Here is a 14305-nt window from a genome sequence, read left to right on the forward strand (position 1 = left end):
CGATAATTAAGCCCCAACTTCGTTTTTAGAGTCGTCATAAAGAAATTTCGCAGTTACTATCCCGCCAATTATCCACATATGCAAACTCGTGCCAACAATAGTATCGTTGAATAAGGATTGAAGCAGATATGCAGCCCATGCAAATAATAATGCCGTTAAGTAAATTGAATTTCCCTTTATTCTACCTTTTTTGAATAAAAAGGATACTCCATATAGCAATGACATGCCTAAAATACCCATAAAAGCAATAAAACCAAAAGTACCTGTTCCAAAAAGTACTCCAATGTACATACTATGTGGTTTATCTACCGTAACCGTATAAGTTCCTATTTGGGCATGTTTTTCTGGTTCATTTTGTGGAAAAACAAAAGGCAGAGTGTCAAGGCCGTAACCTGTAAATGGTCGCTTCATTACTAAATCAATCGTTCTTTCCCAAATATAAGTCCTTCCCGAGCCTGGTCCATAACCTGCTTCAGGTAATTCGGGAAGCTTAAATTCAGGATTATCAGATGCTTCAACTTTTGGCCCTATAAACAAATTATCCATTATCCTGGCTGTAGATTCTTTTACCTCAAAAGGATTTGAGGTTGTGAAAAATCCAACCGATTCTGTCCATACTAAGGGATTTTTTTGAGCGAGAAATGGTATTAAACCTGTAGCGCTAATTATAAATACCAATATGATTATAAATGACTTCATTCGCTGCTCTGATTTAAAAATCAGCACCAAAATTAATAACAGTAACAAACCCAGAGTAACAAATCCGCTTGTTGACATCGACATTAACATTGTTGCCACTGATATTATCGAAAATATAAAAAACATTATTGTTCTTTTAATTGAAGTTTCTAACATCGCAGTAACCAAGAATAAGATTGTAATTACCGCAAATGAACCGCTCATATAGTTAATCTGATTCAATGTGCCTACTAATTGTGATCCTTCTCCCAATCCAGAACCTTCAGGTAGAAACAATGTAATCATTTTTTTAAATTTCGGGTATTCAAGGGCGTCTTTATGCCAAAAATTCATAACTGTCAATACAAAATTAATTAATACCAGTGGGATAAATAAATAGATTATTTTTCTCATCGAATTTTCTGGATAAGTAATTTGTGTTGCTATAAAAAACAAGATTAAATAGCATAAATACATTATTGCCCCATCATATCTGCTAGGCATTCCATAGAGCGCTAATGTTTTATACGGAGAAAAAACAGTAGCAATAATAATAAATATGCCAAACATAAGCATTAACCAATTTATTGATCTGTGAACAATTTTATAATTTAGAAAAATAACCTTATACAAGAAGAGCAGTACTATTATTGACGTGGCAGTTATAGCAATATATGATTTATGCAGGGCAAATAAATCGCCCTTATATCCACTCATAAAAGTTGCTTCATTTTCAATAATTGGACTATAAAAAGAATCTATACCGGCACTAACGATAAGTGGGACTCCAACAGTTATAGCTAAAAATATGAGAAAAATCAGTCGGTCTATTTTCTTTTGATCCCTCTCATCCTCTTGAGGATCCCTTTTAATATTAAGTGTATAACTCGTCATGTTTTTCCTCCATAGCAATTACTCAAATCGCACCGAGCAATTCATCAACCCTACTGTGGTATTTCTCGTCTACTTCTTGGCCATAAAGGGTTTTGGCTTTCTCCAGGACTAATTTTGCTTCCTGCTTTTGATTGCTGAAATACAACATTTCTCCAAATTGAAGCATAAATATTGGTTCCGTAGACAAAAACGGCTTTAATTCAAGTGCTTTTTTATATTGTCTAGCTGCTGAACCATAATCTTCTTTCATAGCATATGCCATACCCAAATTACGGGTAATAGCTACCGATTCGGGTTGTTCCTTACTAAGCTTTTTTAATATTTTTATTGATGTTTCAATGTCGGTTGAATTTTTATTTTCTGTTTTCACTAATAAAGAAATAGCATATTCATATTGTTGAAATGATTCGGCAAATGCCTTATCCTGCTTATTTCCTGTGATGTTTACGAAAGTAATCGTAATTACAACTATGGCGACGAATAAAAGAAAAAAAATATTAGTTTTTGTCATAATTAGTCCTTTTTTTCATTTTACTTAATTATATTATTTTTTCTATAATCTGTCATTGTAAATCAGCAATTTACTTTATTTCTGTTTATTAATAAACTATCTATTTCACATAAAAGAGGCCTTGCGAAATGTCGCAAGGCCTCTCTTTATTGGACCTTAATTCAAAGTAATGTCAACGTAATCAGATTTGCCATCTTCAATAACGATAACGCGAATTTTTTCTCCAGCAACAGGAGTTACTAATCCATCAAGTGTGAATAGGCCTGTTGATGGGTTATAGCTGATAGTCGTTCCTGTGCCTACCGCATCACCATTACCAAGATTTAACAAAGTAATTGAATCAAATCCATCATTACCAAGTGTGTATCCACCGAACTGGTCTGTTACCCAAACTTTCGCAGAATCGAAAGTTGTAGTAGCAGCAGCTGCCGCAGTGACGGATGTCACATCAGAAGCATCAGTTGATCCTGCCACCTTGTTTTTAAATTCAACTGAAGATGCTGTCAAAGCTTGTGCAGAAACTTTTACATCTTTTGTAATTGTACGTACTCCATCGTTTGTATTGATAACAACCGATACTTGGCCGTTTACATCAGATGTAATTGCACTGTTTGCTCCAGCTACATACCACTTACCACCAACATTTTGAACCAAAATATTGGCATTGTTTGAAGTCACGCTAACAATTGCAGATGAAGGAATTACATATTTGTTTCCAGTTGCATCAGTAGCTGTGATGGATACTTGTTGAGTGTATGCTGCAGCGATATCTGCAGTTGTAATATCACTAGTTGTACCGTCTTGAGCGGATCCACCTTTATAAAGTGTTGGAATGTCAGCTACGGCGTATGTTAAACCGGTTGAAACGTTCTCTGCAACTACAAACGTTTTAGAGACTTGGCTTAATACATCATTAGTTGTTGTATTTACATATTGGAAGGTAACAGTGTATGAACCTTTTTTGCCAGCTGCAGCTAAAATACCGAAAGAAGAAGATCCGTTTGAATCGATTAGTGATTCATTATCTACGGTAATAGCATCACCAGTAGTTGATTGGCTAACAGGAGCAGTTACCGTTAATCCAGCGTCATCTCCTGAAACCTTAGATACTGAAACCTTTACAGCATGACCAGTAACATCTTGAGTTACGTCATATGCCTTGCCATACTGGTCTTTAAATGCAAGCTTAGTAGATGTAGAAGCACCTTGTACAAGGTTGCTAACAAGAGTTGATGGAAGTTCAATTGTAGCTGCTTGACGAGCTTCATTAACATCTAAAACAAAGCTTGATGATTTTCCAGTAGCATTAACTGTTACTGTAATGGTAGTTGTTCCTTTTACATTACCAAATGCTCCAGTGTTTACTAGTTTACCTTTATTTGTACCAGTTGTAGCAATTCCAAGACTGCCGCTTGCAATTACATTGTGATTGGAAGATGTAATTGTGAATGCACTTGGATTAGCTGAAGCTGCAGCAGCAATTTGGTCAACAGTCATGTCAGCTCCAAATTGATCTTTTACATTTAATGTTGCAACTAGTGAATTAGCTGCATCACCAGCAGCAATTGTAGCTGTTGGAGCAACCACGGAAACCTCAGCAGCTTCTGGAGCTTTCACTACATCAAATGTGTAGTTAACAACCTGGCCAGTTGCATTAATTACCACTGTCACGATTACAGGCTTAGCTGTTGTCATTCCAGTTGTGTTTAGGCGCAAATACGCTTTGCCGTCAACCGTTACAAAAGATGCGGATGCATTTGCATCAGAATCAATGATTGTGGTTGCTGCATTTAGTGCAGTTGCATTAGTGATGTTATTTCCATATTGATCTACTGCATTAACCTCAAGGTCAACTGCTGTCGCTTGGTTAACTTCAACTCTAGTTTTATTTGTTGGATACTTAAGTGCTCCGAAAGTTAAAGTTTGAAGAGTAGCCGCATCAGATGCAGTCAAAGTAGCTACAACTGTTGTTCCAGTTGTTCCGTCTACCCCAGTCAGAACGATAGTATCGCCCTTCTTAATCTCGGAACCTTTAACCACTGTAATTTTACCTTTATTATCATCGGTTGCGGTACCTACAGAAGATGCCCAATGAATGTTTGCAGCAATAGCTTCCTTCGTAATGTCAGTACCGTACTGATCTTTTACAGAGTATCCAACTGTCACAGTGTCATTAGTAGTTGCTGATTTCACTGCTTGATTGGATAGAACTTCAATTTTAGCTACCTTTTGAGCAGCTACAGTAACAGATGCAGTGTTCGAACCATCCTTGAACTGGCCACCTGTTACAGTGACAGTGTAGTCACCGGCTACAAGGTTAGTTGCGGAAGAAAGTTCCACAGACTGCTTATCATCAGATAGTTTTGGAGTTAATACGATTGTTGTAGTACCGCGCTTAACTGTGAAAGTAAGGCCATCAAGATTTTCGATTTTGTTGCTTAGCTCAACTTTCAACGTCTTAGCATTTGTAACTGTTAAACCTTTTACAGTTGCAGCAGCAGATTCAACTTTAAAGGAAGCAGCAGCTACAGCTGGAGCACCTTTGTAAGCTACGCTGTATACAACTGCCTGATCAGCAGTAGTTGCTACAACTTTAGGAACTGCTACAGTTAGAACTTTCTTGTCTTCACTAAGAGTGACAGCATCTGGGGTTACCGCTTTTCCTTCAGCGCCGTTGATTGATTGAACAACAACAAGGTCAGCGGTTGTAGGAGCAGCTTCCAAAGCTTTGTCGAAGTTTACTGTTAGTGTTCCGTTAACAGCAGTAACGCTTTGAACCTTAGGAAGAGCAACTCCGCCATTGTACTCGTCTTTCACTTTTTCTACTAGCGGTACAAGATATTTGCCGAATTCGCTGTTCTTATCAAGATCAGCAAGGTGCTTATCGATTTTTTCAACTTGTACTTTCGCGGCATCGAAATTCTTTTCAGCAAGTGCTTTTGTTGCGGCTTCAACAGCCATTTTGATTGTTACTTCAACAGCGATACTGTCGCGAAGCGCTTGAGCTTCTGCTTTGAACTCGCCGCGAAGAAGTTCGCGTGCAGTCTTACCGTATACACGATCAAGAATTACTGTGCGAGTTTTCAACTCGTAAGAGATGGCATGATACTGCTTTTCTGCTGCGTCCCAATTCTTGTCGTTAAGAGCTTTCGCAAGGTCTTCACGCTTTTCATCTAGTTTTGTTGCGTAGTTGTAAGCGTCGATGTATGTAATCACACGCTTACCGATGTAGTCGCTGTAATAGAAATCAAGGCTTGCAAGAAGAGCGTCCTTGTCTTTGCCGCTATAATTGCTAAGAGCCTTTTTTGCATTAGCATAAGATGCTTTTGCAGCATTGTACTCTTTGTAAACGTCTGCCAGGTCAGCAAACTTTCCGTCAGCTGTTACATCGCTGTACGTGTGATACGCTTTTTTGATTTGGGTGATTGCTTTGCTTACTTCTGTTTGGACGTTGTTTGCTGCATCAGTTTGAACTGGTGCTGCAGCAACGAATGCAGAAGCGGCGACTGCTGAAGCAGCAGCGATTTTAATAGCCTTTTTCTTCATACGTCTGGTATTCCCCTTTCGGTATTTTAGTAGTACGACAGTTTCCGCCTGAAAGGCACAAACCATCGCCTAACAAACTTAACGACAATTATACTAAAGCCATTTGGAAATATCAACTAATATATGAATTTCCTGCATACGCTTTAGAAATTTTGTGAAATTAGCCAGGTATTGAGCGGCTTACCAGCACCTTTCACAATTTCTATAATAATACATTTACCTGGGGAAATCTAGTTTTATATGTATATATTTGGCGAAAAAACGGAAACAATTATTGGTTTCGTTGGAAAACCATGGTTTTTTTATTAAAATTGTTAATATTTCGTGAATAAAATCTTTCGAAAATCTAAATAACTATCAAAACCACCACATCCTTTTAATGGATTTCCGATTCAATTTAGCTGGATGACACGAACAGTTATCAGCAGTGTTATTTTCATTTCATTGTATATTGTATGCCGACTTACTTTTCCAGCTCCGGACAGCAGTGACCTTCCCTGTTTATACCTTCGGGATTATGAGATTTAAAGGTGATCCCTTTAAAGTCTTCAAGATTCAGAGTCTAGCCTGGATCATCCCCTCCACCTAATCGTTTTGGTCGCTTCAGGCGGAACAAATTGATGTGATTTTATTCATGCTACTTTTGAATTATGGAATTACGTTTCCCTCATAAGCCATCGCATGTATCCATCCTCTCGATAAACCTCTTCTTTCTTTAATAGTATAGCCCTGTCCAGATTGATCAGGAGAGATTCCCCCCTCCGTCTTCATTCTTATAGATAGAAAAGTATCAAACCCATAGTCATTCGAAACTTCCTCTCCAATACTTCGTCGCCAGTATCAAAATCATTCCCAAGCAATCGCTAATTTCATATGACAACGTATTGTATGCCGCGGTTACTTTTACAAAATCAGTCTTGCCTTAATTGACATCCATATTTCGACTTATTTTTCAAAAAAGGGTTAGTTAAGTGTGTTTCTTATGGTAAAATATTCTTTATTAGAACATTCCTTGGAGGTGAAGTGATGAAGAAGAAAGCAGCAGCCACATTTGCGACCGTTGCCCTTCTTTCAATAGCGTATTCCTCAAGTGCATCAGCTTCGGAACTTTATACCGTGTTGAAAGGCGATACACTTTCCGGAATCGCGGTTAAGACGAATTCAACCGTGGCTGACCTGAAGAAGCTGAACAAACTGGCCTCCGATAAAATCTTCCTTAACCAAAAACTTGTCTTGCCTGGACCAGGATTAAAGGCCCCGGCTCAAGCGAAGCCGGCTGCCAACGCTAACCAGGCTAAGCCAGTAACCTACACTGTCGTAAAAGGAGACTCCTTAAGCGCAATCACTCTTAAAACAGGGGTCTCGATCGCTGATATTAAAACCTTGAACAACCTGAAAAACGATACAATTTATGTTGGCCAGGTCCTTAAGCTCCAGGACGTATCTACTGGAAATGCAAAGCCAGCGGTTCCCGTTAAGCCGGCCGCTCCTGCAAAACCTGCCGATACAACTAAAGCACCAGCTGAACCAGCAAAGGTTCCACCAGCCCAGCAGGCTAAACCATCTGCTCCATCTCAGCCCGCAACCGGCAACATTGGTTCCTACGTTGTGGTGGGCGGTGACACACTTGGGAAGATCAGCCTGCTATACAATACGACTGTGGAAAACCTGAAGGCATTAAATGGCCTTTCTTCAGATATGATCAGGGTTGGCCAGGTACTAAAGGTTCCCGTACCCGCTGAAGCGATCCAACCGGCAGCTCCTGGAGATGGCAACAACATTACTTCTACAGTTATTTCCTTAGGCAAAAGCGTAATTGGCACCCCGTATGTGTGGGGCGGTTCGACGATTGAAGGCTTTGATTGCAGCGGATTCATCTATTATGTGTATAACCAGGCGGGAAACCAACTTGTCCGCCACTCGGCTGAAGGCTACTATAACCGTTCCTATGAAGTTGATAAACCAGTGGCAGGAGACCTTGTATTCTTTGAAAATACATACAAAAAAGGAATCTCCCATATGGGCATCTACCTGGGGGACAACCTGTTTCTTCATGCTGATGCTGTAATCGGGGTTACAATCACTAGCCTTGATGATCCATATTACAAAGCACGCTTTGAAAGCTTTAAGCGGTTCTATTAAAATAGCTCTTTGCAAAAAGTATCATTTTTTAAAGGCATCCAAAGGGTGCCTTTTTTGCTGTTCTATGAAAATCCCTTTTTGCTCTGTCTTTAAGTTTACAAAATGCCGTGGGAAATTTATACTAATTATAGGATATACTGGCTATTTCCGACCTTTTTCCGGAGGGGTCTTTCAGTACGTCTTCGTATGCCATTTTTAGCGGAGGGGGAGCCATGAACAGTCAAATGAAGTATTTAGGCTGGAAAATCAAGGAGCTCAGCGGTGAAGTGGCCGGTTATTTGGACTTGTCCCGAAACAGCGGCAAGTACAGCGCCATTTATAGCCAGCTTGATAATAAACCCTATATGAAGGGGTACATCTTTTATCTGGTCGGGGAATATCTGGCTGAACAGAGCCCCGCCATTAAAGATGATTTATTTTCCTTCGCAAATTTGCTGGGTAGAAAGTCTGTCATTGGAGGCGGATCCCTTGACACTAGCATCGGCCTCTTAAATGAAACGCGTATCCAAGTATTCGACCTTATGGAAAAAGAGATTGAAGCAGGCTCCATAACAGCCAGAGATCTATTTGAGAGCATCAAAATTCTCGACCCCCTGTATCACGCAGTCCTTTCTTCAGTCGTTACCCATTATAACGAGATACTATCAACAACGAGATACGCATTGGATGAATCTGCGGAAGGGCTGAAAGTTACCCTCAATGAGCTTGCTGAGCTGAAGAAGGCACTGAATGAGGCTACAATCTTTGCTGTTATGGATGAAAACGACCGGTTTATTTATGTGAATGAAAAATTTAGTGAAGTCTCAAAGTATTCACAGGAAGAACTTATTGGAAAGCCCGCCTCCATCCTTTTTTCGGGATACCATCCAATGGAATACTTCGAAGAACTGTGGGAGCAAGCTTCTTCAGGAAAAGTCTGGAATGGGGAAATCCTCAACAGGGCCAAGGACGGAACGACTTATTGGGTGGATACGACGATAGTTCCTTTTCTTGATAAGAACGGGAAGAAGTATAAGCATATCTCCATCCAGTACGATATTACAGAGAAAAAACGGACGGAACAAACACTTCAAAAGGCGGAGAAACTTTCGATGGTCGGGGAACTCGCCGCGGGGTTTGCACATGAGATTCGCAACCCGCTGACCACGATAAAAGGGTTTGTCCAGCTTCTTACGGAGACCACAAATGAAACCTTTTTCACCAAAACAATCCTTGATGAAATAGACCGGATCAATTCAATTGTCAGCGACTTTATGATTTTCGCAAGGCCCCATCAGGCTGATTTTTCAAAATGCAACCTCACTTCCATATTACAAGGCGCGGCAAGATTCCTTGAACCTGAAGCTTTGTTGAGGAATGTAATCATTATTACCCACTTCCCCAATGATGAGGTCCTGATTTCAGGAGAAAAGAACCAACTCAAGCAGGTGTTCCTCAATATTCTCAAAAATGCGATTGAAGCGATTCCGAATGGAGGGATCGTAACGATGACGATTGAGGAGCGCGACAAGGAAGTAGCCGTTATTATTGAAGACACAGGAATCGGCATGACTGATGAGCAATTAAACAAGCTTGGCGAACCATTTTTCACTACCAAAGCCACCGGGAATGGCCTGGGGCTTATGGTGACTTATAAGATAATTCAGGACCATAAAGGCCGAATCAATGTTGAAAGTGATGGCCCAAACAAAGGAACGGCATTTATCATTACTTTTCCATACAAAAACTGAGGCTCTCAAAAGCCTCTTTTTTATTTATTTTATGTATTTATTTTCCGGGCAGGCCGTTTCGAACTTATTTCATCCAATCCTCTAAAATTTTTTCGTCATCTTTTACTCATCCTCTTTTTCATTCGCCAACTTCTTCACTCCGAAAAGTTGAACCAGGTAAAAGCTTGTCCGAATTACACCTAATTTGCAGGACGATTCATCGTTTACCCTGAACAAAATCGCGGTAAAGGAAGAATAAGTAAATGAGACATTTGGGTAAGGCCTTTCTACTAAGGAAGGAAATTCACGAGAGGAAAAGGGGAGTTGTAGGGATGAAAATAAAAGCCGGAAACTGGAGCAGGTTAACCCTGCAGGAAAAGCTGTTCATCTTACGGGCGTTAAGCTATCGATCATCAAAACTTAAGTATTAAGGGGATGCGGCATTACTGCATCTCTTTTTTTGTATTTTTTATGGTGGGGCTCCTTGCCGAAAATTTTTTAATATACAGAAAAAGCACCCGGAGCCAGAAACGGCCATCGGGTGCTTGTGTATACCTATGCAGATTTTTTACCCTTTCCAGGTGTTTCACCGGATTGTCCTGGAGGCTGGCTTCCGCCTTGTCCAGGTGTATTGCCAATCTGGCCAGGAGGCGCATTTTTCTGCTTTTTCTTCACAACGCCATCTTTGTCGAGGTGGTACCACCAGCCGTCATACTGTGACCACTTGTCGGTTTGCTGGACGCCTTCCTCGTTAAAGAGATATGTCTTGCCGTCGATTGTGACCGGTCCTACCTGCATGACGCCTTCATCATTGAAATAGTAGGTCGAGCCGTCAATCGTTTTCCAGCCGCTTACACGGGCACCGTCTGCCGAAGGGTCAAGGTAGTACTTTTTGACTTCAAGCTCAAGCCATCCGGTAACCTTCTTGCCCTCCGCATCATAGTAGAACCATTGGCCGTCTTTTTCAACCCAGCCGGTTACGATTTTCGGAGGCTCTTGGCCGGCAAGGATCCGTCCTTCGACTCCCGGTGCTAGCGGACTGTTCTTTTCAATATAAGATGCAAGCACTTCAAAGTCGACGACGAACAATTCATGGATGCGGCCGTCATCCTTGGCCTTTTTGAAGGATGTGTAGCCGTCCCCGCCGTCGGCAACAAACGCATTTGTAGCGACGCGATACGTCTTGTTCAGGTCAATCGCTTCGTATTTGTCGCCGTTCTTGACTTCGACCTTCCAAACCCTTTGCATCGGAGGCTTGGCCGGGTCGTATTGGAAGCGTAGTCCGGATACTTGCGGGAACTTGCCTTGCTTTGTTTCCACCTGTGAAACGCCGTTCTCAAGCGCCGCCCAGATTTCCGCACCGGTTAGATCAAGTGCGACGAGCTGATTTTCAAACGGCATCACTTCAAGGATTTCACCAAGCGTTATGTCACCTACATCAATCGATGCGCGGATTCCGCCACCGTTCTGGATACCGATTGTAGTTGGCAGTGATTCATTTGCTTTTGCCACCATTGCATCGGCAATCATATTGCCTAGGTTTGTTTCCTTTGATCGGACATCATCACGTACCCCGTTTAATGGAACAGTTGTGTGTCCGACGACCTGTTTCCTTAAGTCATCGAGCGGAGCCCTAAACTCTGCAACACGGGCAGCCGCTGCTTCATCTGCCGCATAGCCTTTCAATTCCAGCAACACGCCATTATGGCTCTTGATTACGCCATTTTCGTCAAACGAGACTTCTAGCTTGCCGAGATAATTCAGATACTCGTTCGCCTGGACAATCAGCGTCGGTTCTGGATTCGCAACTACGACAGGCTTGTCAAGCTTCGTGTGTGAGTGGCCGCCAACGATAACGTCGATGCCCTCGACTGCTTTAGCGAGCTCCTGGTCAGGCGCGTAGCCAAGGTGGGAAAGGGCAATGATTTTGTTTACCCCCTGCTCCTTCAAGGCCGCGACAGTGGATTTCGCTTTTGCAATTGCATCGTTGAAAACAATTTCATCGGCCGGGTTGGCAAGGAATGTCGTATCCGTCGTTGTCAGGCCGAAAATACCGACCTTTTCGCCGTCAATTTCCTTAATGATGGCCGGATAGATTTTACCGCCTTCAGGCTGGGCGGCGATTTGATTTTCAAAAAGTTTCCCTAGCGTTGCATCCTCACTTACATCGACGTTTGCGCTCACAATCGGGAAGTTTGCCTTAGAAATAAAGTTTGCCAGAGTTTCAGATGTTTTATCAAATTCATGATTTCCGAATGTCATGGCATCATAGCGGAGCTGGTTCATGAATTCAAGATCGGCTAGGCCCTGGTATTGCTTGAAGTACAGCGTTCCGGAGAACACATCGCCCGCATCGAGAAGCAGGTTGTTCTTCGCCTGGCTGCGTACTTCATTTACAGCCGTAACGAGTTTCGGATACTGCTCTACATGCGCGTGGCTGTCGTTTACGTGCATGATGGTAAGGTCAAGCGGTTTTGGTCCTGCTGGTTCCGGAGTCAGATCAATCTGTGCCACAAGCGGATCGTGGTCGCTGACACGTCCCTGGGCCGCCGAAAAGTCTGCGTTCAAGTGAACGATATCAAGCTCTGATGACTGTGCGAGCCGATTTGACACGAGCATATGGTCAAGTACTTGGGCATTGCCCTGATAATTGTACGTATAGCGCTCAGGCAGCGGAACACTTTCAATCAGATTTGTAAGGTCATCGCCTTTCAAGACTTCAAGTGGTTTGGAGAATTCAAAATCGTTCAAGTCGCCAAGAACAACCACATTCGCATCCGGATTCTTTGTTTGAACATCGGAAACGAAGTTGTTTACGATTTGCGCGATTTGCAGACGCTGGGCTTCACTGCCTAGTACCGGAGGTTGATTTTTTCCGAAAATCGGCTGGTCCCCGCCCTTGGAATTGAAGTGGTTGGCAATGACAATCACTTTTTCACCATTAAAGACGAACTCGGCGGCCAGCGGCTTTCTACTTGAGTTGAATGCTGTATTTGTTGGATCAATACGGCCCGGGTTCAGGGTAAGTGATCCATTTTCATAGTTCACAGCCTGGGTTGCCGTTCCTTTAGGAGCACCTGTTGCCAGTTGGACTCTCTCCGGATTGTAGAGGTAGCCGACACGGATGTTCCCGCCCGGTTCGCCGCCGTCCTTTAGGTTTTCAGGCGCAATATCGGTCCACGCATAGGTCGGTCCGCCGGCTGCCTTAATTGCATCAATCAGAGCCTGATAGTTCCTGGAGGCGTCAGTCGTACCGTCATTTGTCGGTCCGTTGTTGTCCTGGACTTCTACAAGCCCGAGAATATCAGGAGAGTTCAGGTGTTTCACTATTGACTCGGCGATTTTTTGTGTTTTCGCTGTTTCGGAAGCCCGGTAGTTTTCCATATTATACGTTGCAACTGTAAGCTTGTCCGCTTCTTTTTTAATGGTAGTTGTTTCACGTACTGCCGATCCTTCCACCAATTCAGGCAAGCTTGCCTTGTCGGTCAGGATTTTGTAATTCTGAAAACTGTAGCTGACAACTCCGGTTACCGTTCCGTTCAAGCGGTCACCGGTTTTGTTGACATAGTCCCTGTCTCCCATCAGGATATGCATCCGTTCAGGGTTCGCGTTGTCCTTTGTTAAAATTGTCCCGCCCGCAATCGTGTAAGGTTTGCCTGCCACTTTGCCGGCAATGACAGGGATTTCCCCGTATTTCTGTGGAGCAGTGGCAGTTGGATTCTCAATGGCCACGCGCATTCCTTCAATGCTTTCGTAAAAATCGATTCCATCTTCATTCGGGTCGAAGGTTCCGAACCGGTCGTTGTCGATGACTTGGTTTGGAGGAATGATGTCTTTTCCGATCACAAGCGGTGGTGGAAGCTCGTTGTTTCTGCTGATGACAGTTACAGAATTACCTGTTCCCGTCGCATTTAGTTCTGTCATCGCAAGGTCTGTCTGAAGCTTGTCCGAGTATCCATCAAGGACCCATTCCTTAACAAGGCCGTCAACGGATACGAGATCGCCCACTTTGACATTGTGGGTGGGCTTGTAAACAAGGATTCCTTCCGAAGTGTTCGGATCGGTATCGGGGGTTGCGGATTGCATGTAAAAGTTGCTTGCATCCACTACATACGTAACAATTCCCCGTACGCCTTTTACGTTTTGGTCTTTATATGGTGATTCATGGGAACTGCCTTGGATTTCGTGAATCTTCAAGCCTTCGGGAGATGGTTCCGGATCAGGTGAGCTTTCTCCAACGAAGCTCATAGCAGTTGGAGATTTCAAGCCTGGAACAGTGAAATACGCTTCAAGAGACCCAGTGACAAGGATTTGTTTTCCGAGGTTTTGCGGATTTGATTGTAGATTGAATTTATTTCGGAAGTCACCGCTGGGCAGCTGGACCGGCAGTATTTTTGCCGGATCGCGCTCCGTGGCTGAGTCCGCAATGGCTATGTTAGTATTTCCTCCAAAAGGAGCCTCAAAATCGTAATTCCTCGTGCCAACTGTATAAGCAACTATATATCCCTTTACTGTCGCTCTTCCCGTGTTATTCGCAATCGCCTGGGCGACGGTAATAGAATTCTCTTCCGCGCCGGCTTTGCCCGCATACGGAAATATCGTTCCGGCCAGCATGGTTAGAATGGTTGTAAAAATAAATAACTGTCTTTTTAGCGCTTTCAAATCCTGATGCCTCCTTCATAAGTTTGTCTTTCTATTACTTTGCTGAAGTTCAGGTTGCAAACTGCCGGACTTAGTTACAAAAAGTAACTCCTATCCCCTCCCGGATAATGAATTTACTCAAATGCATGTCCATTTTAGCCTACAATATAGTAATACGACTATA

6 protein-coding genes are annotated in these 14305 nt (G+C 42.6%); 2 read left to right on the top strand and 4 right to left on the bottom strand.

Translation table 11 applies throughout. The features are described from left to right. Positions 1-6: 6 nt before the first annotated feature. The 3 genes from V1499_RS21310 to V1499_RS21320 form a co-directional block, all read right to left on the bottom strand. Positions 7-1572 carry an O-antigen ligase family protein gene (locus tag V1499_RS21310; protein WP_409272388.1) on the bottom strand — a complete coding sequence of 522 codons (1566 nt, stop codon included), beginning with the start codon at positions 1570-1572 and terminating at the stop codon, positions 7-9. Between the two features lie 22 nt (positions 1573-1594). Beyond that, complete coding sequence (locus tag V1499_RS21315; RefSeq protein ID WP_409272390.1) at positions 1595-2083, bottom strand: tetratricopeptide repeat protein; 489 nt, start codon at positions 2081-2083, stop codon at positions 1595-1597. Positions 2084-2239: 156 nt separating this feature from the next. Then, positions 2240-5629, bottom strand: coding sequence for a hypothetical protein (locus V1499_RS21320; RefSeq protein WP_409272392.1), 3390 nt, complete (start codon positions 5627-5629; stop codon positions 2240-2242). 1026 nt (positions 5630-6655) lie between these two features. Between V1499_RS21320 and V1499_RS21325 the strand changes: the two genes are divergently transcribed. Next, entirely contained in the window at positions 6656-7771 is a 1116-nt protein-coding gene (locus V1499_RS21325; protein WP_409272394.1) for a LysM peptidoglycan-binding domain-containing protein, read from the top strand. Between the two features lie 212 nt (positions 7772-7983). Continuing rightward, positions 7984-9501, top strand: a complete 1518-nt coding sequence (locus V1499_RS21330; protein ID WP_409272396.1) for an ATP-binding protein — start codon at positions 7984-7986, stop codon at positions 9499-9501. 534 nt (positions 9502-10035) lie between these two features. Here V1499_RS21330 and V1499_RS21335 read toward each other — a convergent pair. Continuing rightward, on the bottom strand, positions 10036-14142 hold the full coding sequence (locus tag V1499_RS21335; protein ID WP_409272397.1) for a 5'-nucleotidase C-terminal domain-containing protein: 4107 nt from the start codon (positions 14140-14142) through the stop codon (positions 10036-10038). Between the last annotated feature and the right edge of the window lie 163 nt (positions 14143-14305).

It is taken from the genome of Neobacillus oceani, from assembly GCF_046237595.1.
Taxonomy (GTDB): domain Bacteria; phylum Bacillota; class Bacilli; order Bacillales; family Cytobacillaceae; genus Bacillus_D; species Bacillus_D oceani.